At 72.7% G+C, this 21124-nt stretch carries 20 protein-coding genes; 8 read left to right on the forward strand and 12 right to left on the reverse strand.

Annotation, left to right across the window (positions count from 1 at the left end):
• The first annotated feature begins 63 nt into the window (after positions 1 to 63).
• Positions 64 to 567, forward strand: a complete 504-nt coding sequence (locus OG798_RS45465; RefSeq protein ID WP_328758982.1) for a phosphatase domain-containing protein — start codon at positions 64 to 66, stop codon at positions 565 to 567.
• Between the two features lie 490 nt (positions 568 to 1057).
• Here the strand turns inward: OG798_RS45465 and OG798_RS45470 are convergent, their stop codons facing one another.
• From OG798_RS45470 to egtA, 5 genes are all read right to left on the reverse strand, one after another.
• A complete protein-coding gene (locus tag OG798_RS45470) occupies positions 1058 to 1273 on the reverse strand; it encodes a dodecin (protein WP_054231621.1) in 216 nt (71 codons plus the stop codon).
• A 176-nt stretch (positions 1274 to 1449) separates the two neighbouring features.
• Positions 1450 to 2412: an L-histidine N(alpha)-methyltransferase gene (gene egtD, locus OG798_RS45475; protein ID WP_095851161.1), complete on the reverse strand. Its 963-nt coding sequence runs from the start codon at positions 2410 to 2412 to the stop codon at positions 1450 to 1452.
• Positions 2409 to 3218, reverse strand: coding sequence for an ergothioneine biosynthesis protein EgtC (gene egtC / locus OG798_RS45480; RefSeq protein WP_095851160.1), 810 nt, complete (start codon positions 3216 to 3218; stop codon positions 2409 to 2411). The genes egtD and egtC overlap by 4 nt, the downstream gene beginning before the upstream one ends.
• A complete protein-coding gene (egtB, locus tag OG798_RS45485; RefSeq protein WP_121414106.1) occupies positions 3218 to 4540 on the reverse strand; it encodes an ergothioneine biosynthesis protein EgtB in 1323 nt (440 codons plus the stop codon). The genes egtC and egtB overlap by 1 nt, the downstream gene beginning before the upstream one ends.
• The gene (gene egtA, locus OG798_RS45490) at positions 4537 to 5835 is read right to left on the reverse strand and encodes an ergothioneine biosynthesis glutamate--cysteine ligase EgtA (RefSeq protein ID WP_328758984.1); all 1299 of its coding nucleotides are present in this window, start codon (positions 5833 to 5835) and stop codon (positions 4537 to 4539) included. Before egtA ends, egtB begins: the two co-directional genes overlap by 4 nt.
• Before the next feature lie 326 nt (positions 5836 to 6161).
• Between egtA and OG798_RS45495 the strand changes: the two genes are divergently transcribed.
• The gene (locus tag OG798_RS45495; RefSeq protein WP_328758985.1) at positions 6162 to 7061 is read left to right on the forward strand and encodes a TIGR02452 family protein; all 900 of its coding nucleotides are present in this window, start codon (positions 6162 to 6164) and stop codon (positions 7059 to 7061) included.
• On the opposite strand, the gene OG798_RS45500 is transcribed toward OG798_RS45495, so the two are convergent.
• From OG798_RS45500 to OG798_RS45520, 5 genes are all read right to left on the reverse strand, one after another.
• The gene (locus OG798_RS45500; RefSeq protein ID WP_328758986.1) at positions 7015 to 7470 is read right to left on the reverse strand and encodes a type II toxin-antitoxin system PemK/MazF family toxin; all 456 of its coding nucleotides are present in this window, start codon (positions 7468 to 7470) and stop codon (positions 7015 to 7017) included. The two genes, OG798_RS45495 and OG798_RS45500, sit on opposite strands and share 47 nt — an antisense overlap.
• A gap of 10 nt (positions 7471 to 7480) precedes the next feature.
• On the reverse strand, positions 7481 to 7969 hold the full coding sequence (locus OG798_RS45505; protein ID WP_328758987.1) for a LysR substrate-binding domain-containing protein: 489 nt from the start codon (positions 7967 to 7969) through the stop codon (positions 7481 to 7483).
• 121 nt (positions 7970 to 8090) lie between these two features.
• Entirely contained in the window at positions 8091 to 9614 is a 1524-nt protein-coding gene (locus tag OG798_RS45510) for a flotillin family protein (RefSeq protein WP_328758988.1), read from the reverse strand.
• A gap of 145 nt (positions 9615 to 9759) precedes the next feature.
• The gene (locus tag OG798_RS45515) at positions 9760 to 9978 is read right to left on the reverse strand and encodes a hypothetical protein (RefSeq protein WP_095857581.1); all 219 of its coding nucleotides are present in this window, start codon (positions 9976 to 9978) and stop codon (positions 9760 to 9762) included.
• 102 nt (positions 9979 to 10080) lie between these two features.
• Positions 10081 to 11505 carry an amidase gene (locus tag OG798_RS45520; RefSeq protein ID WP_328758989.1) on the reverse strand — a complete coding sequence of 475 codons (1425 nt, stop codon included), beginning with the start codon at positions 11503 to 11505 and terminating at the stop codon, positions 10081 to 10083.
• Positions 11506 to 11675: 170 nt separating this feature from the next.
• On the opposite strand from OG798_RS45520, the gene OG798_RS45525 reads away from it, so the two are divergent.
• The 3 genes from OG798_RS45525 to OG798_RS45535 all read left to right on the forward strand — a co-directional run bounded on the left by OG798_RS45525 (position 11676) and on the right by OG798_RS45535 (position 15460).
• Positions 11676 to 12710, forward strand: a complete 1035-nt coding sequence (locus tag OG798_RS45525) for a LacI family DNA-binding transcriptional regulator (RefSeq protein WP_095851153.1) — start codon at positions 11676 to 11678, stop codon at positions 12708 to 12710.
• Between the two features lie 97 nt (positions 12711 to 12807).
• Complete coding sequence (locus OG798_RS45530) at positions 12808 to 13986, forward strand: 4-hydroxybenzoate 3-monooxygenase (RefSeq protein WP_328758990.1); 1179 nt, start codon at positions 12808 to 12810, stop codon at positions 13984 to 13986.
• A gap of 37 nt (positions 13987 to 14023) precedes the next feature.
• A complete protein-coding gene (locus OG798_RS45535; RefSeq protein ID WP_121414100.1) occupies positions 14024 to 15460 on the forward strand; it encodes an aldehyde dehydrogenase family protein in 1437 nt (478 codons plus the stop codon).
• 68 nt (positions 15461 to 15528) lie between these two features.
• Here OG798_RS45535 and trxA read toward each other — a convergent pair whose 3' ends face one another.
• On the reverse strand, positions 15529 to 15915 hold the full coding sequence (gene trxA / locus OG798_RS45540) for a thioredoxin (protein ID WP_054231635.1): 387 nt from the start codon (positions 15913 to 15915) through the stop codon (positions 15529 to 15531).
• Positions 15916 to 16050: 135 nt separating this feature from the next.
• Here trxA and OG798_RS45545 point away from each other — a divergent pair, with 135 nt between their 5' ends.
• Positions 16051 to 17484, forward strand: a complete 1434-nt coding sequence (locus tag OG798_RS45545) for a dihydrolipoyl dehydrogenase family protein (RefSeq protein ID WP_121418181.1) — start codon at positions 16051 to 16053, stop codon at positions 17482 to 17484.
• A 722-nt stretch (positions 17485 to 18206) separates the two neighbouring features.
• On the opposite strand, the gene OG798_RS45550 is transcribed toward OG798_RS45545, so the two are convergent.
• Positions 18207 to 18863, reverse strand: coding sequence for a peptide deformylase (locus tag OG798_RS45550; RefSeq protein ID WP_328758991.1), 657 nt, complete (start codon positions 18861 to 18863; stop codon positions 18207 to 18209).
• 334 nt (positions 18864 to 19197) lie between these two features.
• Between OG798_RS45550 and OG798_RS45555 the strand changes: the two genes are divergently transcribed.
• Positions 19198 to 20604: a PepSY-associated TM helix domain-containing protein gene (locus OG798_RS45555; protein WP_121414098.1), complete on the forward strand. Its 1407-nt coding sequence runs from the start codon at positions 19198 to 19200 to the stop codon at positions 20602 to 20604.
• 31 nt (positions 20605 to 20635) lie between these two features.
• A complete protein-coding gene (locus OG798_RS45560; RefSeq protein WP_328758992.1) occupies positions 20636 to 21121 on the forward strand; it encodes a BlaI/MecI/CopY family transcriptional regulator in 486 nt (161 codons plus the stop codon).
• Positions 21122 to 21124: the final 3 nt, after the last annotated feature.

A 21124-nucleotide genomic window follows, 5' to 3' on the forward strand; every position in this document is an offset into this window, starting at 1 on the left:
TCACAGGGGCGGGCGGCGGCTGTGGTGTGCCGGGTGTCGGCGACCCTGTCTAGGGTGGTCCGCGTGACGGAGAAGACCAGGGGGAAGACCAGCAGACCGCTCGCCGTGTTCGACCTCGACGGCACGCTCGCGGACAGCGCGCACCGGCAGCGGTTCCTGGAGCGCAAACCGCGGGACTGGGACGCGTTCTTCGCCGCCGCGCCGCAGGATCCGCCGCTCGCGCAGGGAGTGGCCCTGGTGTTGCGCAGCACGGAGGAGTGCGAGGTGGTCTATCTGACCGGACGTCCCGAGCGCTGCCGCCGTGACACCGTCGAGTGGCTGGCCGCGCAGGGGTTGCCCGAGGGGCGCGTCTGGATGCGACGCAACGACGACCGCAGGCCCGCCCGTCACACCAAACTGGACGTCCTGCGCCGGCTCGCGCGCGACCGCGAGATCCACGTCCTGGTCGACGACGACGAACTCGTCTGCGACGAGGCGGAACGGTCCGGTTTCAGGGTCGTCCGAGCCCGCTGGGCCACGGCGTCCGCGGCACTGAAGGACGCACAGGAGCGGGAGGGACGGACCTAGGGGCCCGTCGAGGGAGGCGAGGGGGCGCTCGGGAGTTGCCCCACGGTGGACGGGCCGGGCCGGGTCCTCCTCCTCGAAGAGGAGAGGGAGCGGTTGACGCGGTCCGGCGAAGCCGAGGGCTCCCCGTCCGGGCCGCGCACTGCTTGGCCGACTACTCCGGCCGGGGCTTCGGCGTGCGGTGGCGCCGTTGTGGGGCATCGCACGTCGGCCAGGTTCGGCCCGTCCGGTGACGCAGACCGATCCGCCCGAGATACCGCTCCCCCACAGGGCCGCCCTGCCCGGGGGCTTGTCCGGCGGATCATGCCGCAGACGCGGCGTGTGGCACGCCCTGGGGGTTCCTTGCTCGAGCGAAGCCGAGAGCTCGGGGGAGTCGGCGACCGACGACAACGCCGCTCCGACCTGATCCGCCGGACAGGCCCTGGGGACCCGCTTTCGAGGGCCCCCGGGCGGGGTGGCCATGGGTCTTCCACGCTTCAGCAGGCCCCGGGGCTCAGGCGCCGTCCTCCAGGCGGAAGCCGACCTTCAGGCCGACCTGGTAGTGCTCGACCTCCCCGTCCACGATCTGCCCCCTGACCTGGGTGATCTCGAACCAGTCCAGGTTGCGCAGGGTCTGCGAGGCCCGGGAGATCCCGTTGCGAATGGCCTGGTCGACGCCCTCGTGGGAGGTGCCTACGATCTCGGTGACCCGATACGTGTGGTCGGACATGCGGGTGCTCCTCTCCGCCGTGGCGGGTGCGCCACGCGTCACTCCACGGTGCCTCACGGCGCGGCGGTGCGCGAGATGTCGGGGCACCGTGGGTGACCCAGCGCCGGTCGACCCGATCCCAACGACAGGCCCTCACCCGGGTGGCCCACCGTCGAGGCCGGCCACCCGGGCGGGTGTCAGCGGACCACGCTCAGCGACAGGGCGAAACGGCTCTCCCGGTCCGTCCACCAATGGGCCAGGTCGAGCCCCGCGGCAGCGAGTTCGCGCCGTATCCCCTCCTCGCGGAACTTCGCCGAGATCTCGGTGCGCAGTTCCTCGCCGTCGGCGAATTCGACCGCGAGGTCGAGCGCGGGGATCTTCACCGTCTGGTCGGTCAGCGACCGCAGCCGCATCTCGATCCACTCGTGCTCGTCGTCCCAGAGGGCGACATGGGCGAACGCGTCGGGGTCGAAATCGGCGCCGAGCTCGCGGTTGACGACGTGCAGCACGTTCTTGTTGAACTCCGCCGTCACCCCCGCCGCGTCGTCGTACGCGGCGACCAGCACCGACTCGTCCTTGACGAGGTCCGTGCCGAGCAGCAGCGAGTCGCCGGGGGAGAGCAGCGCCCGTACGGACGCCAGGAACGTCTCCCGCTCGGCGGGCAGCAGGTTGCCAATGGTGCCGCCGAGGAACGCCACCAGCCGCGGCCCCGGCGTTCCCGGCAGCGCGAGGCCGCCCGTGAAGTCGGCGATCAACGCGTGCACGCCGAGCCCCGGATGCTCGGCGATCAGCGCCTGCCCGGCCTGGGTGAGGGCACTCTCGCTGACATCGACCGGCACGTACGTGTGCAGCCCCGGCAGCGCGTCGAGCAGATGGCGGGTCTTCTCGGACGAACCGGACCCCAGCTCGACAAGGGTGCGCGCACCGGTCGTCGCGGCGATCTCGGGGGCCCGGGCGATGAGGATCTCGCGCTCCGCCCGGGTGGGGTAGTACTCGGGCAGTTCGGTGATCTGGTCGAACAGCTCGCTGCCGTGGGCGTCGTAGAACCACTTCGGCGGCAGCGTCTTGGGGGTGTGGGTGAGGCCGTGCAGGACGTCGGCGCGCAGCGCGGCGTCCGTGGCGTCCTCGGGCAGGGTGCGGGTGAGAAGGAACGGGCTCACGTGCTGGGCTCCTTGGTGCGTGCGGATGCCAAGGGGTCGTGCGCGCCTTCCTGCGCGTGCGGGTCCTTGAGCGGGGTGAGCAGGACATCGGTGCGGCTCGCCGCGAGCAGCGTGCGGTCCGGCACCTCCTGCCAGTGCGGGTCGTCGTCGTACGGTTCGGACGCCACGACGGTGCGGCGGCCGGGCTCGGCGAGGTACCAGAGGGTGTCGCCCCAGGCCGTCGCGGTGATCGTGTCGCCGCTTGTGAGCAGCAGGTTCAGCCGGGACCCGGGGGCCGCCTCGGCTACCTCCAGGACGGTGTCGGCCAGCGCCTGGCCCTCGTTGTCACCGGAGCGCAGCCGGTGCAGGAGCAGCGCCCAGACGAGCGCGGAGTCGCAGCGGGCCTCCAGGGACAGCAGTTCGGCCGGGGGCAGGCTTGTCACCAGTGGGGCGAGGGAGCCCGGCCAGCCCCGTACGGCGCCGTTGTGGCTGAACAGCCAGCGGTCCGCGGCGAACGGCGCCGCCGCGGCCTCCCCGTCGGCTCCCGCCACGGTGGCGTCCCGTACGGCGCCGAGCAGCGCCGTGCTCCTGACGACCCGGGCCAGGTCCGCGAACGACTGGTCGCCCCAGATCGGCCCGGGGCGCCGGTACCGCGCGGGCACCGGATCCCCTTCGGCGTACCAACCCACCCCGAAACCATCGGCGTTGACCGTCCCGTGCCGCTGCCGGCGCGGCGCCCACGACTGCCGGAACAGACTGTGCGGCGGTTCCACGAGGAGTCGGCCGAGCGGCTCAGGCGGTCCCAGGTAGGCCAGGTGACGGCACATCAGACGGACCCGTCGCGGGCCGTGCGGAACCCGGAGAAGATCTGCCGCCGGATCGGATAGTCCCAGTTGCGGAAGGTCCCCCGGCAGGCCACCTGGTCCACGGCGAACGAACCGCCGCGCAGCACTTTGTACTCCGGGCCGAAGAACACCTCCGAGTACTCCTTGTACGGGAACGCCGCGAACCCGGGATAGGGGTGCAGGTCGCTCGATGTCCACTCCCACACGTCACCGATCAACTGCCGTACGCCGAGCGGTGACGCTCCCGCGGGATAGCTGCCCGCCGGGGCCGGACGCAGATGGCGCTGGCCGAGGTTGGCGTGCTCGGGGGTGGGGTCGGCGTCGCCCCACGGGTAGCGCGTGGAGCGACCGGCCGTCGGGTCGTGGCGGGCCGCCTTCTCCCACTCGGCCTCGGTGGGCAGCCGGCGCCCCGCCCAGCGGGCGTACGCGTCGGCCTCGTACCAGCTGACGTGCAGCACGGGTTCGTCGGGCGGTACGACCTCGGTGACGCCGAAGTGACGCCGCAGCCACTGTCCGCCCTCGCGGCGCCAGAACAGCGGCGCCTCGATGCCGTGCGAGCGGATGTGGGACCAGCCCTGCGGGCTCCACCAGCGTTCGGTGTCGTAGCCGCCGTCCTCGATGAAGGCCTGGTAGGCGGCGTTCGTCACCGGGGTGGTGTCGATGAAGTAGGGCGGGACCTCGCGTCGGTGGGCGGGGCGCTCGTTGTCCAGGGCCCACGGTTCGGTGGAGGTGCCCATCGTGAACGGGCCGCCGGGGACCAGGACTTCGGCGGGTCCCGTGAACGGCGGCGCGGGAGCGGGGTCCGGCGCCGTGAGGGCGGCGGGCCCTTTGCGGAGCTGATGGGTGATCAGCATGGTCTCGTCGTGCTGCTGTTCATGCTGAGCGATCATCCCGAACGCGAAGCCCGCCTCGGTCAGCGGCGTGCCCCGGAACGCGGTGCTCTCCAGGACGTCCAGCGCCCGTCCGCGTACCTCGGCGGCGTACTGACGGGCCTCCGCGGGCGGCAGCAGCGGCAGCGAGGGCCGCTCGGATCGCGGATGCTCGAACGCGTCGTACAGCCCGTCTATCTCGGGCCGCATCGCGTCCCGCCCGGCGACCGCGCGCAGCAGCCACAGCTCCTCCTGGTTGCCGATGTGTGCCAGGTCCCAGACCAGCGGGGACATCAACGGCGAGTGCTGCGCGGTCAGTTCGGGCTCCTCCACGCAGGAGGTCAGGAGCGCGGTGCGGTCGCGGGCCGTGGTCAGCGCGTCGAGCGCGCGCTCCCGGAGCGACTCCGGATCGGTGGGTGATGCGGGGGCGGTCATGTGCGGATGTCCTTCCCGTCGAGCTGACCGTGGTGTCGGCTGTGGAAGCGGCTCAGCAGATCGTCGGCGGGGCAGCGGCCCCGGGCCACATAGCGGTCCGTGAACTCCGCGACGGCCTCTTGCACCTCGGCGGTGGCGCCCAGGCGGGGCAACGCCTCGGCGGCGGCCGCGAAACAGGTGGCGGCGGCCTCACGCAACTCGGGGTCGGTCAGGCCGTACCGCGCGGCGTCGTTCCACAGCGGGTTGCACGGAGCGGGCCGTGCCTCGGCGCGTTCCGCGAGGGGTTTGACGGTCCGGTAGGCGACCTCCGCGGCCTCCGGGTCGTCGAACAGCGCCGCCGTCACCGCCAGCGGCACGATCCACCCGTCGTCGCCGGGCTGCGCGTCGATCATGCGCAGTTCCAGATGTCCGCGTGGGCGGACCGGCGGGAACAGCGTCGTCAGGTGGTAGTCGAGATCCGCCCGGTCGGGCGGTGTCTCGGACCTGGTCCACGCCCGGAAGGTCAGGCCCTCCGGCACCTCCCAGGGGCCGTCCGGCGCCCGGACGCACATCACCGGCGCGTCCAGGACGTGCCGGGCCCAGGCGGCGCGCGGATCGCCGGCCAGCGAGGGCGCGGCGGATCGTCCCGGGTCCATGGCCGCCCACAGGGACTGCCGCGTGGAGCGCCAGCCCGTGTACCGGCCGCCGGCCACCGGCGAGTGCGCGAACGCGGCCACCAGGACAGCGCCCAGCTGGTGCGCCAGCCACCAGCGGCGCCCGTGCCCCAGGGGGCCGGGCTCCTCGTACCCGGCGTCCAGGCACACCTGGACGGAGGCGGAGGAGCACATCATGGCCCGCCCCTCCGGGCCGGCCCGGTCGAGGTACTGCTCCATGGCGTCGTAGCGCGGCTCATGGAGAAAGCGGCTCGGGGGGTTCCAGGGATCGTGGCCGTACCCGCTGAGGCCGAGACCCGCCTCGCGCAGTACCGCGCGTACCGCGTCGAGGTCGGACGAGACGGACCCGATGCACTCCATCAGGGAGGCGGCGGGAAGGGAGCTCAGCTCCAGCTGTCCGCCGGGTTCGACGGTGAGCGCCGAACGCAGGGGCAGGGTCCGCAGTGCGGCGTACGCCGCTTGGAGTCGTTCTGGTGATGCCGGGAGCTGCGGCCGGCGCAGCTCGTGGACGAGCCATTCCACTTCGACACCGAGGGTGCGAGGCGGCCCGGTCTTGAAGCAGATGCCTCGGACCAGCGCCTCCACCTCGGCCTCGGTGACGGCGGAGCGGCGCTCCGTACAGTCACTCACCGAATCGGACATGTCGGGATCCTCCTGAGATTCCACCATGCCGCCGGCCCGACTTCTGTGGTGCCGGACCGGCATCGCTCGTCCCACCCAAGACCCTCTTGGCGGCTCGCACAAGGGTGCAAATCGTCGCTCGCGGGTTCCGGAGGCGCTGTTTGCCGGGCCGCGAGACGCTGTTTACGAGGCTGGGAAATTCCGTTGCGCCGTAGGACCAGCATCGCTCACGATGCGTTCATGGGCACGACGGGGGAATCGGCCGGGGAATTCGCCCGGGAAATGCCGGGGGGAGCGACGGGGGAGATCGCGAGGGGCGTCCTCGTGGCGCGTACGGGGGTCGCGCCATGAGTGCGCGCCTGCGCGCGCTCGCGCAGCAGACGCAGGAGATCGTCGCGGCGGGCGGGTACCGCGCGTCCGACGGACGCGTGGTGTCGATCGCCGCGGCCGTCGAGGCCGCGCGGGCGGGAACACGCATGTACGGCCCTGAGCCGGTCGGGGCAGCGGCCGCCGGCCCCGCGAGCGCACCGCGCGAGAGCACGCTGTTCGAGGTGACGGGCGAGAGTAGTCTGGAGGCCGCCCGACGGCTGGTGCGCAAGGACGAGGGGCGCCCGGCCGACCCGGTCGCCGTCCTGAACTTCGCCTCGGCGCGCAACCCGGGCGGCGGCTTCCTGAACGGCGCGCAGGCCCAGGAGGAGGCCCTGTGCCGGGCCTCCGCGCTGTACACGTGTCTGCTGCGGGCCCGGGAGTTCTACGACCACCACCGCGCCCACCGGGATCCGTTCTACACGGACCGTGTCATCCACTCACCCGCCGTGCCCGTCTTCCGCGACGACCGCGGAGGTCTGCTCGACGAGCCGTACACGGCCGGATTCCTGACCGCCGCGGCCCCCAACGCCGGAGTCGTCCTGCGCACGGCCCCGGAGCGCGCGCCCCAGCTGGGACCCGCCCTGGCCGTACGCGCCGAGCGCGTCCTGGAGACCGCCGCGGCCCACGGCTACCGCCAGCTGGTGCTGGGCGCGTGGGGCTGCGGCGTCTTCCGCAACGATCCGGCGCAGGTGGCGGGCGCGTTCCACGACTTGCTGGTCAACGGCCGCTTCGCGGGTGCTTTCGACCATGTCGTGTTCGGCGTCCTGGACCGCACGAGGGATCAGGCAACGCGAGGCTCCTTCGAGCAGGCGTTCGCCCACGTACGAGCCCTCAACGCCAGCCGTACCGCTCCTGCAAGCGGCGCACGACCGAATTGAACCGCATCCGATCCAGCGCACAGGCCTCCCGCCGCATCCCGTCCTCGTGCATCCGCAGCACCCGGTCCACATCCACCCACGAGTCCCGCCCCGACCGGTCCCACGGCCCGCTCCCGATCGGCACCCACTCCCGGTCCCCGTCGTGCCGCTTGCTCGACAGCTGGACGGCGAGCAGGGTGCCGGCGTCCTCGCGGGCGACGACGAGCACCGGACGGTCCTTGCCCCGCCCGTCGTTCTCCTCGAACGGCACCCATGTCCAGACGATCTCGCCGGGATCGGGGTCGCCGTCGTGCGCGGGCGCGTACTCCGTCCGCACCCGTCCCACCTCGCGGGGTTCGGCCTCGGTGGTCGCGGAAGGGCCGTAACGGCCGGGAACGTCTTCGGCGGTGTCATCGGTAAAGGCAGTCACGCGGCTCACGTTAGAGCCTGCCCTGTCCAACCCGCCGGGCGGGTGGCCGAGATGGTCGACTACCAGGTCCGGGCCGCGTGTTGGAGGCGGTCACGGACCCGTACGACGTCCGGGTTCGCGTCGGCGCCGGGCGCTGGACGAGGAAGAGGGTGTTCAGGGGCGGCGGTTCGACCGGCTCGTGGAGCAGCGCGAGGCGTCCGTCGCAGAGGTGCTCCTCGCACAGGGAGCGCGGCAGCACGCTGTAACCGGCGCCCGCGGTGACCGCGGAGACGACGGCGTACAGGTTGGGCACGGCGCCCGCGGCCCGGGCCGAGAGCTGTTTACCGAAGACGTTGCGCCAGTATCGGCGCACGATGGGCAGATCCTCGGCGTAGGCGACCGGGCGGACGTCCCGGACCGCGGTGCAGATGTCCTCGGCCGACGGGTGCTCCTCGACGTGGCGCGCCCGGCTCGGAGCGGCGACCAGGAGGTACTCCTCGTCCGCCAGCGGCAGTGCCACGAGGCGCCCGCGCGGCCGCCTGGTCGCGATCAGCAGATCGTGGCCGCGCGGAGCGGGCGACGAGGGACTGGAACACCCTCGTCGCCCCGCCGGGATCAGTCCCCGGCGTTCTCCTTCGGCGTCACTGCTTGCCGTCCCCCTCCACCGGCACCTTCTCCGTGCGCGGCGGTACGGCCCCGTTGAGCCCGGCGGCGCCGTTGAGCCCGGCGGCGCCGTTGCTCCCCGTACCGTTGCCGGCCGTCCCGTCCTGGTTCATCGACGAGAGCAGCTGACGGGCGAGGCCGAGGCCCGTGCCGCCCATGGTGAGCGCCTTGGCGAACATGTCCGACATGCCGTCGGCGCCGTTGAGCAGCACCATGTGGTCGACGTTCCCGAACGCGCTCGCGCCCGCCTGGACGATCTCCGGCCAGTTCTCGGCGAGCTGCTGGGCGACCACCGCCTCCTGGTTCTCGGCGAGGGCCGCGGCCCTCGCCTTGATGGTCTCCGCCTCCGCGAGACCCTGCGCCCGGGTCGCCTCGGCCGCCGCGAGACCCTTGGCCTGAGCCGCCGCGGCCTCGGCCTCACCCGTGGCCCTGGTCGCCGTCGCGGCGGCCGCACCCCGGGCCTTCGTCGCCTCGGCCTCCGCGTTGGCTGCCGTCTTGACCCGGTTCGCCTCCGCCGCGGCCGCGAGCTCGGTCTCCTTGGCCTTGGCCTCGGCCGCCGAGATACGCGCGTCACGCTCGGCCTCGGCGCGGGCCCGCGTCTCGTACGCCTGGGCGTCCGCCGGCTTGCGGACGTCCGCCTGGAGCTGCTGCTCACGACGGAGGGCGTCGAGCTCGGCGATCCGGGTCTCCTGCACGACGACGTCCTGCCGGGCCGCGGCGTCCGCGAGCGGTCCGGCCTGCCGGGCCTTCGCCGCCGCCTTGTCGCGCTCGGCCTGGTAGCCGGCCTGGAGGATCTCGCTGTCCCGGGTCGCCTCCGACATCCGGGCCGCGGCCTTCTGTTCGGCCTCGGTGGCGAGACGATTCGCCTCCGCCTGCGCGATGCGCGCGTCCCGCTGTACGGCGGCGGCGTGCGGCATCGCGAGGTTCTTGATGTACCCGGTCGGGTCCTCGATCTCGTGGATCTGCAGCGAGTCGACGATCAGACCGAGCTTCTCCATCTCCGTACCGCACGCGGCCCGGGTCTGGCCGGTCAGCTTCTCCCGGTCGCGGATCATGTCCTCGACGGTCAACCCACCGACGATGGACCGCAGATGACCGGCGAACACGTTGTGCACGCGCTCCGACATCATCTTCTGCTGGTCGAGGAAACGACGCCCCGCGTTGGCGATCGACACGAAGTCGTCGCCCACCTTGAAGATGACCACGCCCCGCACCTTCAGCGGAATGCCCTGGGTGGTCACGCAGTCCACGTGCAGCTCGGTCTCGTTGAGGTCGAGCGAGATCTTCCGTACCGCCTGGACACCCGGCAGCACCAGCGTGCCGCGCCCCGTCACGATGCGGAATCCCATGCCCTCTTCAAGGCCTTCGGTCCGATGCTTCGAACCGGAGATGATCAGTGCTTCGTTGGGCTCCGCGACACGCCACATGAGCTTGAAGACCACAACGATGAAGATCAGTGCGAGGACAACCGCCCCCGCCACGACGCCGACAACCATCGGCATACGCCCCCTTTGGATGGTGCCCTATCGGCACCGAACGAAGGGAGTGTGCTCCTGTGCAAGACCCGGGTACAGACGCTGACGGATCCTTGTTGCAATCTTGACGCACACCCCTCTCACCTGGGGCTGAGCGTGCACAGACGAGCTGTCAACTGTCGTACGCGGCCGATACGTACACCGTGCGCGGCGGCAGGTACTCGACCACCATCACCACCGTGCCGCGCTCGATCCGCTCCTTCGCCGCGGCCGGGTACGCGAGGAAATGCTCTGCGCCGCCGCGGACCCGGACGATCACCTCACCGACGAGCCCGGGTCCGACCGTGCCGGTCACCCGCCCCATCAACCCGACCATCGACGCATCGTCCATGGGTTCAGCGTACGGCCCAAATCCCCTGGTCAGTGCCTTCGCGGCGAACTCGTTCACGGCACGCGTCCCGAACTCGCCCACCGGCACGTTCAGTCAACTCGTCTACACCGCGGGGGAGTCCGCGGGCGCCCCGTGCGGCGGCCAGTGTTCGTGCCAGCGCTGGTCGGCCTCCAACTGCGCGGCCAGGGAGACGAGCAGCGGTTCGCTGTTCGCCGGACCGAGAAGCTGGGCGCCGACCGGCAGGCCGCCGTCGACGAACCCCGCGGGGACGTTCACCCCCGGCCAGCCCAGGATGTTCCACGGCCAGGCGTAGGGGCACGCGGCGATCATGGCCCGGTCGGTGCCGAGGCCGCTCAGGTCCGCCATCGAGCCGATGCGCGGCGGGGGAGCGGCCGTCGTCGGCGCGAGCAGGACGTCGTACGTGTCGAAGAGCGCGCCGATCCGCCGGTGCAGGGACGCCTCGGCGCGCCGGGCCACCCGCAGGGGCGCGCCGCCGAGCAGTCGGCCGAGCCGGGCCGCGCCCAGGGTCCGCCGGTCGAGGAGGTGCGGATGCGGCAGGTCGCGCACCCGCTCGGCGATCCCGGCCGTCGCGCGCGGGATGAAGGTGAGCCCGATCTGCCCGTACCGGGGCTCGGCCTCCTCCACCGTGTGGCCGAGCGCCGCGAGCCGCTCCGCGAGCGCGACCACCCGCGCCCGTACGACGGGGTCCAGGCGCGCGGGCAGCGCCGTGAACGGCGGTTTGAGCGACAGCGCGATCCGCAGTCGGCCCGGCTCGCGGCCCGCCGCCTCGGACACCCGCAGCGCGGGCGGGCGGTGCAGATCGCCGTCGTGGTTGCCGCTCGCCGCGTCCAGGAGCAGCGCCGCGTCCGCGACCGTACGGGCGAGGGTGCCGTTGACCGTGATGCCCTGGAAGGACTCCGCGCGCGGCCAGGTCGAGATCCGGCCGCGCTGCGGCTTGATGCCGATGAGGTGGGTCCAGGAGGCCGGGATGCGGACCGAACCCGCACCGTCCGAGCCCAGCGCCGCCGGGACGAGGCCCGCCGCGACCGCCGCCGCCGAGCCGCCGGACGAGCCGCCCGGGGTGTGCTCGGCGTGCCAGGGGTTGCGGGTGACGCCGAAGGCGGGCCCCTCGGTGAACGGCCACTGGCCGAGCTCGCAGGTGTTGGTCTTGCCGATGACGATCGCGCCGGCCGCGCGCAGCCGCCGTACCGCCTCCCCGTCCTCGGCCTCGGGCGGGAACACACCCCGGCAGCCGAACGCGGTCGGCTCGCCCGCCACGTCCATGTCGTCCTTCACCGCCACCGGCACCCCGAGCAGCGGCCCGCGCACTCCGGCGGCGAGCTCCCTGTCCGCCGCGTCGGCCTCGGCGAGCGCCGCTTCGGCGCGTACCACCCGGAAGGCGTTCAGGGAGTGCTGCGTCGCCTCGATACGGGTCAGCGCCCGCTCGACCAGCTCGCGTGCGCTCACCTCCCCGTGGGCGAGGGCGCGCGCACACTCCGCCAGACCTGCGGCACGGTCGTGAGTCATACGTGACCACCTCCGGAGCACGTCGTCTACCGCACGGTAACCGCACCACGGGCCATCCCGCACGAGATGCGGAAGTTCCCTCGCGGAAGCGGGTGTTCCGGCAGGGCGGCCCCATGAGGTTCCCCCGGAGCGAGGGGACGCCCGGGGTTTCTGCAAGGATGCGAGACGTCATGGTGCAGATACCGAAGCAGCCCGTCCCGCCGACGCCCGCACAACGACCCGTGCCGACGAGTGCCGATGTGGCACGCCTGGCGGGCGTCTCCCGGGCCACCGTCTCGTACGTACTGAACAACACCAGCGCCGTCCGGATCAGCGAGCCCACCCGCCGCCGCGTCCACGAGGCGGCCAAGGAACTCGGGTACGTTCCGCACGCCGCCGCCCGCTCCCTGCGCGCCGGACACAGCCGTATGGTCCTGATGCCCACGCCGAGCGTGCCCGTGGGACCGCTCTACAGCCAGTTCCTCAACGAACTTCAGTGGGCGCTGGGCCGTCTGGATTACACGGTCGTGCAGTACGGCAGTGTCGGCCTGCACGGCGACGAGGCCGCCCGCGCCTGGGCGGAGCTGCGACCGGTCGCCGTGCTGGTGCCCGGCAGCGACCTCGGCCCGCAGGGCGTGGCCGTCCTCAAGCGCTCCGGCGCCCGGGCCGTCGTCACGCTCGGCCCCGAGCGCGTCGAGGGCGCGCACGCGCTGCTCATGGACCACGACAAGGTCGGCCACAGCGCGGGCGTCCACCTGCTGGCCCGCGGCCGCCGCCGGATCGGCGTCGTGGTGCCCGAGGAACCCGGCCTGGAGATCTTCTCCAAGTCCCGGCTCGACGGCGTACGCCGGTCCCTGACCGGTACCGACGCCACGGCGACCGCACTGCCGCTCGCGTACGAGGAGGGGGCCGCCGCCCGGCTGGCGGCGCGCTGGCGCTCGCTCGGCCTGGACGCAGTGTTCGCCTACAACGACGAGTACGCCATGCTGCTGATGCGCGCTCTCCAGGAGGAGGGCGTCGGCATCCCGGGCGAGACGGCCGTCATCGGCGCCGACGACCTCATGCTTGGGCGACTGCTGCGGCCCCGCCTCAGCACCGTCCACATCGAACTGCCGTCCGGGCGCGACCTCGCGGAACTGGTCGACCGGGTGGTGCGCGAACCGGGCGGGGCGCCCGAGAGCCACGAGGTACTGGGCGCGCGGGTGGTGCACCGCGACTCGACCTGAGAGAGGCTGTAGCTGGTCCCCGGCCGCATCCGACCCGTTCGGACCGGATGCGACCTGCCGGACCGGATGCGGCTCGATCAGGTACGGGAGGCGCGCCATGCGGACCACGGTCGGCATCATCGGCGGCGGCCCCGCCGGGCTCCTGCTGGCCCGGCTGCTGCACCGCGAGGGCATCGACTGCGCCGTGCTGGAGAGCAGGTCGCGCGCCCACGTCGAGCACCGCCAGCGCGCAGGGATGCTGGAGCAGGGCACGGTCGACGCCCTGCGCGCGTGCGGAGCCGCCGACCGGCTGGACGCCGAGGGCCTGATCCACCACGGCATCGAGCTGCGCTTCGACCGCGAGCGCCACCACATCGACTTTCCGGCCCTCACCGGTGGCCGTACCGTCACGATCTATGCCCAGACGGAGATCGTGAGGGACCTGATCTCCCTCCAACTCGCCGCCGGGCCACTGCTGTTGTTCGAGGCCGAGGCCCTCGCGGTCGAGCGCCCGGAGAGCGGCGCGCCGGTCGTGCGCTTTGTGCACGAGGGCCGCGAACAGGCCCTGAGCTGTGCCTACGTGGTGGGCTGCGACGGCTACCACGGCATCTCCCGGAACGCCTTCCCCGCCGGTGGGAGCCGCACGTACGCGCACGACTACCCGTACTCCTGGCTCGGGATCCTCGCCGATGTGCCGCCCTCCGGCGAGGAGTTGATCTACGCGCGCGGTCCCGGTGGCTTCGCTCTGCACAGCATGCGCTCGCCGACCGTGTCCCGGCTGTACTTACAGGTCCCGAACGGTACCGACGTCGCGGACTGGCCCGACGAGCGCATCTGGGACGAACTCGCCGCGCGCTTCGCGGTCGACGGCGACTGGCGCCTGGAACGCGGCCCCATCACCGCCAAGTCGGTCACACCGATGCGGAGTTACGTCCACGAGCCGATGAGTCACGGCCGGCTCTTCCTCGCGGGGGACGCCGCGCACATCGTGCCGCCGACCGGGGCCAAGGGGCTCAACCTCGCCGTCTCCGGCGTACGGGTGCTGGCCCGCGGACTCATCGAGTCGCATCGCACGGGATCGACCCAACTCCTCGACCGCTACTCGGATTTGTGTCTTGCGCGGGTATGGCAGGCCACCCGCTTCTCGTACGACATGACTAGGATGTTGCACGCTCAACCAAATGGGGATGTCTTCGACCACCGGATCCAGCTCGCCCGGCTGCGCCGGATCACGGCATCCCGCCACGCGGCCGCCGAACTGGCCGCCAACTACACGGGACTGCCGCTGGGACCGTGAGTCCCGGTGGTGAACAGTGAACGATCGGAGAGCCGACATGCCGCTGCTCGACCCCAAGACCTGGCAGTCCCGCACCCTGGCGGGCGGTGAGTACGCCGTCACCGAACCCGCCACCAGCGAGACGCTGGCCACGGTCACGCTCGCCGCCGCCGAGGACGTCGCCACGGCCGCGCGGGACGCCCGTGCCGCCCAGGCGGAGTGGGCGAAGGCACCGCACTTCGTACGCGCCGCCGTGCTGCGCAGGGCCGGCGACCTGTTCGCCGCCCACGCCGACGAACTGCGCGAATGGATCGTGCGCGAGTCCGGCTCGATCCCGGGCAAGGCCGACTTCGAACTGCACGTCGCGGCCCAGGAGTGCTACGAGGCCGCCGCCCTCGCCTCCCGCCCCAGCGGCCAGATCCTCCCCTCCGAGGCGCCGCGTCTGTCCTACACCCGACGCGTCCCGGTCGGCGTGGTGGGCGTGATCTCCCCCTTCAACGCCCCGCTGATCCTCTCCATCCGCTCGGTGGCCCCGGCGCTCGCGCTCGGCAACGCCGTCGTCCTGAAGCCGGACCCGCGCACCGCCGTCTGCGGCGGACTCGCGCTCGCCGCCGTCCTCGCCGAGGCGGGGCTCCCGGAGGGCCTGCTGCACGTTCTGCCCGGCGGTCCGGAGGTGGGCCAGGCGCTGGTCGCCGACCCGAACGTACCGGTCATCTCCTTCACCGGCTCGACCGCCGCCGGGCGCGCGGTGGGCGAGGCGGCGGGCCGCCTCCTCAAGCGCGCCCACCTGGAGTTGGGCGGCAACTCGGCGCTGATCGTCCTGGAGGACGCCGACATCGACGCGGTGATCTCCACGGCCGCGTGGGGCTCCTTCTTCCACCAGGGCCAGATCTGCATGACGACGGGCCGCCACCTCGTCCACGCCTCCCTCTACGAGGAGTACGTCGAGCGGCTCGCCGCCAAGGCCGACTCGCTCGCCGTCGGCGACCCGCACCGTGCGCAGGTGCACCTCGGGCCCATCATCGACAGCGCCCAACTCGCCAAGATCCAGGGGCTGGTGGAGTCCAGCACGGCGCGCGGCGCGAAGCTCGCGGCCGGTGGCACGCACGAGAGGCTCTTCTACCGCCCGACGGTCCTCGCGGGAGTCGACGACGCGACGCCCGCCTACGCCGAGGAGGTCTTCGGCCCGGTGGCGCCCGTACGATCGTTCGCGGACGCCGACGAGGCCGCGGCCCTCGCCGCCGCCGGACCCTACGGCCTCTCACTGGGCATCGTCACCCGGGACACCGCGCGCGGCCTGGACCTGGCCGAGCGCATCCCGACCGGGATCGCCCACATCAACGACCAGACCGTCAACGACGAGGCCGTGGCCCCCTTCGGCGGGATCGCCGCCTCCGGCACCGGCGCCCGCTTCGGCGGTGAGGCCAACCTGGAGGCCTTCACCGACGTGCGCTGGACGACGGTGCGCGGAGATGTGGCGCCGTACCCGTTCTGAGGGAAGGGTGGTGCGGGGGTTACTCGCCTGCGGCCGGGTGGACCTGTTTGCCCTGCGGCCCGGTGGACCTACTCGCCCTGCGGAGCCTGCTTGGCCTGCTGCTCCGCGATGGACTTGCGGACCTCGTCCATGTCCAGCTTCCGGGCCTGTCCGATGACGTCCGTCAGGGCGGCCTCGGGCAGCGCCCCGGGCTGGGCGAAGATCGCGACCTGGTCGCGGACGATCATCAGCGTCGGAATCGACTGGATGTCGAAGGCGGCGGCCAGCTCGGGCTGCGCCTCCGTGTCGACCTTCGCGAACACCAGGTCCGGGTTGGCCTCCGCGGCCTTCTCGTAGACCGGGGCGAACTGACGGCACGGCCCGCACCAGGAGGCCCAGAAGTCGATCAGGACGAACTCGTTGTCCGTGACCGTCTGGTCGAAGTTCTCCTTGGTCAGCTCCATCGTGCTGCTCATGGCGTGACTACCTCTTCCTGATGTCGGGCCTCGGGCCTCGGGGCGAAGCCGGTGTGCACAACGCCACCCCTGGGCGGCGTATTCCGCGCACGTACCCGTGTGGCCTCCGAGCACACCAACAACCAGACTGTGCCCATGACGGAAACGGAATCCATCGTGTACGACGTCGTGGTGCTCGGGGCCGGGCCCGTGGGGGAGAACGTCGCCGACCGTGCCCGCGCGGCCGGCCTCTCCACCGCGGTCGTGGAGAGTGAACTGGTCGGTGGTGAGTGCTCGTACTGGGCCTGCATGCCCAGCAAGGCTCTCCTGCGCCCGGTCATCGCCCGCGCCGACGCCCGCCACGTGCCCGGCCTCAGCCAGGCGGTGCAGGGCCCCCTCGACGTCCCCGCGGTCCTCGCCCACCGCGACTACTACACCTCCCACTGGAAGGACGACGGACAGGTCGGCTGGCTGGACGGCATCGGCGCCGTCCTGTACCGCGGACACGGGCGCCTGGCCGGGCCGCGCAAGGTGACCGTCGACGGGCCCGGCGGCGAGCGGCAGGTGCTCACGGCCCGGCACGCGGTCGCCGTCTGCACCGGCACCCGCGCCCTGCTCCCCGACCTGCCGGGGCTCGACCAGGTCCGGCCCTGGACCAGCCGTGAGGCCACCAGCGCGCACGAGGTGCCGGGCCGGCTCATCGTGGTGGGGGGCGGTGTCGTCGCCGTCGAGATGGCCACGGCCTGGCAGGCGTTCGGCTCCCAGGTCACCGTCCTCGTCCGCGGCAAGGGACTGCTGCCCCGCATGGAGCCCTTCGCCGGCGAGCTGGTCGCCGAGTCGCTGAAGGAGGCGGGCGCCGACGTCCGCACCGGCACCTCGGTGACCGCGGTGACGCGCGAGGGCTCCACCGTGGTGGCCCTCACCGACACCGGCGACCGCATCGAGGCCGACGAGATCCTCTTCGCCACCGGGCGTGTGCCCCACACCGACGACCTCGGCCTCGACACGATCGGCCTCGAGCCGGGCTCCTGGCTCGACGTCGACGACAGCCTGCGGGTCACCGGCAGTGACTGGCTGTACGCGGTCGGCGATGTGAACCACCGCGCGCTCCTCACCCACCAGGGCAAGTACCAGGCCCGGATCGCGGGCGCCGCCATCGCCGCCCGAGCCGCCGGGGTGCCCCTCCTGGAGACCGATCCCTGGGGCGCGCACTCGGCGACCGCCGACCACGGGGCCGTACCCCAGGTCGTCTTCACCGACCCGGAGGCCGCGGCCGTCGGCCTCTCCCTCGCCGAGGCCGAGCGCGCGGGCCTGCGCGTCCGCGCCGTCGACGTCGACATGTCCTCCGTGGCGGGCGCGGGCCTGTACGCGGACGGCTACCGTGGCAAGGCCCGCATGGTCGTCGACATCAACCGCGAGATCCTGGTGGGCCTCACCCTGGTCGGCCCCGGCGTGGGCGAACTCATCCACTCGGCGACCATCGCCATCGCCGGCGAGGTCCCGATCAGCCGCCTGTGGCACGCGGTTCCGTCGTACCCGACGGTGAGCGAGGTGTGGCTGCGGCTGCTGGAGATGTACCGGGACGCGTAGCCGACGCCGGTCGTTCGGGTACGGCCGCCTGAGGTCGACGGGCCAGGAACGGCGGTTGGCACGTCGGCGGCTTGAGCGCCGAGGGCGTGGGCCCCGACCCTCCGGGACCGACCGACCGGATTCACCCGTTCGGCGTCCGCCACTTGAGGTTCGGCGGCACTTGGGTTCCGGCGGCTTTGGGGTTCGACGCTTCCGGGTCGGTCGCTTTGGGGTTCGACCGTGGCGGGGTGCGGCCGTCCGGGATTGACGGGTTGGGCCCGGTCGTTGGGGCGGCCGGGGCTTTGCGGGGGCATGGCGGAGCTTAGGGTCCCCGGCGGTTTCGGGTTCGGTCGGCTGAGGATGACCGGCTGGGGCCGGCCGTTCGGGCCTCGGCGGCTCCAGGCCCGGGCCGTCCGAGGCGGCGCGGCTGAGGCCGGTGGGTCCGGCCACTCGGGCTCCGGACCCCTGCCGTTCGGGCTCCGGGTCGGTGCCGCTCGGGCTCCGGGTCGGTTCGGACCCGGGCTTTTCCGGGTCGGTTCGGACCCGGGCTTTTCCGGGTCCGGTCGCCGACGTCCCGACCGGCTGCGTCCGCCGGGCCTGCCACCGGGCCCGGCGGCAGGGCCGGAGGGCGTCCCGTCTCAGGCAGGTCGGTCGCGCCCGGACCGTCGGGGCCGCCCGCAAGGCGGCACCCGTCACTCCCGCCGCCGGACACCCTTCGCCCCAGGGCCCCGCGGCGCGCGCCCTCAGTCGGGCAGGGCGAAGCCCAGTGCGGCGGCGGCCTCCGCAGGAGTCGGCTGCGTCCAGCGATCCGCCATCGCCTGGTTGGAGGACAGCGAGCGCAACTCGGCACGGTCGAGGTAGAGCATGCCGTCCAGGTGATCCGTCTCGTGCTGGACGATCCGCGCGGGCCACCCCGTGAACACCTCGTCGATCGCCCGGCCCCGCTCGTCCAGGGCCGTCAGCCGCACCTGAGCGTGCCGGGCCACCACGGCCTGCCACCCCGGCACGCTCAGACACCCCTCGAAGAACACGGCCCGCCCCGCGCCCACCCCCTCGTACGACGGATTCACCAGCACCCGGAACGGCTGCGGCACCCGCCCGCGCACCACCCGCACCTCCTCGGAGACCGGCGCCGGATCCTCGATGACCGCGATCCGCAGGGGCACACCGACCTGCGGTGCCGCGAGGCCGACGCCCGGCGCCGCGTGCATGGTGGCGCGCAGGGCGGCGACGAAGCGGGTCAGGAGCCCCGGGTCGAGCTGGCCGGCGAAGGGCTCGGCGGGGCGGCGCAGCACCGGGTGCCCGGCGGCGACGATGGGCAACGGGCCTTCGCGGTCGAGGAGTTCCTCGACCAGCTCGCTCAGGGGGCGGGAGGCGCTGGGGTCACGTTCGGATGCCATCGCGCCAGGATGCCAAGACCGATCGCGCCAAGCGAGGCGGCGCCAGGGGCGTCTGCCGGGTCCCTACGCGCCTTCTCTGTGTGACTCAGACCACGTGGCGCCCCGGGAACTCGACGACTCCGCGCCCCGACTTCTGGACCACCACGGACCACCACGGACCACTACGGACCACTACGGACCACTACGGGCCGAGAGTCCAACTCCCCGGCCCACGACCCGAGTCCATCCCTGTCCCATCCCTGTCCCTGTCCCTGTCCCGTCCCCGTCCCTGTCTCCACTCCTCTCCCCGCTTCTGTCCGCATTCCCATCACCGTCCGACCGGAGAAGCCCGCCCATGTCCACCGCTCCCACGACCACGACGGACGAGTCCCCCAAACCCGTCGCCCCGGCCCCCACCAGAAAGGCGGCCCTGCGCCCCCTGATCCTGCGTCTGCACTTCTACGCGGGAATACTCGTCGCCCCGTTCCTGCTGGTCGCGGCCCTGACCGGCTTCCTGTACGCCGCCTCGTACCAGGCCGAGAAGATCGTGTACGCGCATGAGCTGACCGTCCCGGTGGGCGACGACAAGCTGCCGCTGTCCCAGCAGGTGGCCGCCGCCCGCAAGGCCCACCCGCAGGGCACGGTCTCCGCCGTACGACCGTCGCCGGAGGCGGACGCGACGACCAGGGTGCTGCTCTCCGGCGTCCCCGGCATCGGCGAGGGGCACACGCTCGCCGTGTTCGTCGACCCGTACACCGCGAAGGTGCGCGGGTCGCTGGAGCAGTACGGCTCCACCGGCGCGCTCCCGCTGCGCACCTGGATCGACGAACTCCACCGTGACCTGCACCTCGGCGAGAACGGCCGCCTCTACAGCGAACTCGCCGCGAGCTGGCTGTGGGTGATCGCGGGCGGCGGGCTGGTGCTGTGGTTCACCAGGCGGCGCGCCCAGCGCAAGGTGCGGGGCGTGTCCGGGCGCCGTCGCACCCTCGGGCTGCACGGCACCGTCGGTGTGTGGGCGGCGGCCGGGTTCTTCTTCCTGTCGGCGACCGGACTCACCTGGTCGACCTACGCCGGCGCCAACATCGACGAACTCAGGACCTCGCTCGGCCAGGCGACCCCCTCGGTGTCCGCGTCGGTGGCGGCCGGCGGCGAGCACGCGGGTCACACCGGCACCGGGTCCGGCGGCACCACGGCCTCGACCACGCCCCAGGGCCTCGACAAGATCCTCGCGGCCGCCCGCGCCGAGGGTCTCGGCGACCCCGTCGAGATCGTCGTACCCGCCGACGCCTCCACCGCGTACGTGGTCAAGCAGGTCCAGCGCAGCTGGCCCGAGAAGCAGGACTCCGTCGCCGTGGACCCGACGACGGGCAAGGTCACCGACGAACTCCACTTCGCCGACTACCCGCTGCTCGCCAAACTGACGCGCTGGGGGATCGACGCCCACAGCGGTGTCCTCTTCGGCCTCGTCAACCAGATCGCCCTGATGGCCCTCGCGCTCTGCCTGGTCCTGCTGATCGTGTGGGGCTACCGCATGTGGTGGCAGCGCGGCCGTGCCTCCGCGTTCGGCCGCCCCATCCCGCGCGGCGCGTGGCAGCAGGTCCCGCCGCAGATCCTCGTCCCGCTCATGGCGGCCGTCGCCGTGCTCGGCTATTTCGTCCCGCTGCTCGGCATCCCGCTCGCGGTGTTCGTCGCCGTGGACGTCGTCCTCGGCGAGATCGCGTACCGCCGTGGCAAGCGCACCAAGGGAGGCCAGGTAGCGTGATCGGGTAGGGGAACGCCGGAGGGAGACGGACATGGCGCAGCGCGACCGCGAGGACCCGCACCGGCCGTCCAGGCGCCGCGGGCAGGGCGAGTTGGAGAGCCAGGTGCTCGGTGCGCTGCGCGAGGCGCAGGACCCGGTGACCGCCGCCTGGGTGCAGGAACGACTCGGCGGCGGCCTCGCCTACACCACCGTCGTCACCATCCTGACCCGGCTGCTCGCCAAGGACGCGGTGGCCCGCGAACGACGCGGACGCTCCTTCGTGTGGCGGCCCACCGCCGACGTCGCGGGCCTGGCCGCGCTCAAGATGCGCCGGCTTCTCGACGGCGAGAGCGACCGCGAGGCCGTCCTCGCCAGCTTCGTCACCGCGTTGCCGCCGGACGACGAACAGGTCCTGCGCGCGCTCCTGGAGACGGCCCACGCGACGGACGGGGCCGATGTCGTGGGTAGGGCCGAGGTCGTGGGTGAGGCCGACGGGGCGGGCGGGGCCGACGGGGTGCCCGACGGTACGGAAGACTGACGT

The sequence above is a fragment of the Streptomyces sp. NBC_00271 genome, assembly GCF_036178845.1.
Taxonomy (GTDB): domain Bacteria; phylum Actinomycetota; class Actinomycetes; order Streptomycetales; family Streptomycetaceae; genus Streptomyces.

Coding starts and splice junctions, on each gene's coding strand:
- OG798_RS45470 (WP_054231621.1), bottom strand. CDS start 1,273: ATGTCCGACCACACGTATCGGGTCACCGAGATCGTAGGCACCTCCCAC.
- egtC (WP_095851160.1), bottom strand. CDS start 3,218: ATGTGCCGTCACCTGGCCTACCTGGGACCGCCTGAGCCGCTCGGCCGA.
- egtB (WP_121414106.1), bottom strand. CDS start 4,540: ATGACCGCCCCCGCATCACCCACCGATCCGGAGTCGCTCCGGGAGCGC.
- egtA (WP_328758984.1), bottom strand. CDS start 5,835: ATGTCCGATTCGGTGAGTGACTGTACGGAGCGCCGCTCCGCCGTCACC.
- OG798_RS45495 (WP_328758985.1), top strand. CDS start 6,162: ATGAGTGCGCGCCTGCGCGCGCTCGCGCAGCAGACGCAGGAGATCGTC.
- OG798_RS45510 (WP_328758988.1), bottom strand. CDS start 9,614: ATGCCGATGGTTGTCGGCGTCGTGGCGGGGGCGGTTGTCCTCGCACTG.
- OG798_RS45515 (WP_095857581.1), bottom strand. CDS start 9,978: ATGGACGATGCGTCGATGGTCGGGTTGATGGGGCGGGTGACCGGCACG.
- OG798_RS45520 (WP_328758989.1), bottom strand. CDS start 11,505: ATGACTCACGACCGTGCCGCAGGTCTGGCGGAGTGTGCGCGCGCCCTC.
- OG798_RS45525 (WP_095851153.1), top strand. CDS start 11,676: ATGGTGCAGATACCGAAGCAGCCCGTCCCGCCGACGCCCGCACAACGA.
- OG798_RS45530 (WP_328758990.1), top strand. CDS start 12,808: ATGCGGACCACGGTCGGCATCATCGGCGGCGGCCCCGCCGGGCTCCTG.
- OG798_RS45535 (WP_121414100.1), top strand. CDS start 14,024: ATGCCGCTGCTCGACCCCAAGACCTGGCAGTCCCGCACCCTGGCGGGC.
- trxA (WP_054231635.1), bottom strand. CDS start 15,915: ATGAGCAGCACGATGGAGCTGACCAAGGAGAACTTCGACCAGACGGTC.
- OG798_RS45545 (WP_121418181.1), top strand. CDS start 16,051: ATGACGGAAACGGAATCCATCGTGTACGACGTCGTGGTGCTCGGGGCC.
- OG798_RS45550 (WP_328758991.1), bottom strand. CDS start 18,863: ATGGCATCCGAACGTGACCCCAGCGCCTCCCGCCCCCTGAGCGAGCTG.
- OG798_RS45555 (WP_121414098.1), top strand. CDS start 19,198: ATGTCCACCGCTCCCACGACCACGACGGACGAGTCCCCCAAACCCGTC.
- OG798_RS45560 (WP_328758992.1), top strand. CDS start 20,636: ATGGCGCAGCGCGACCGCGAGGACCCGCACCGGCCGTCCAGGCGCCGC.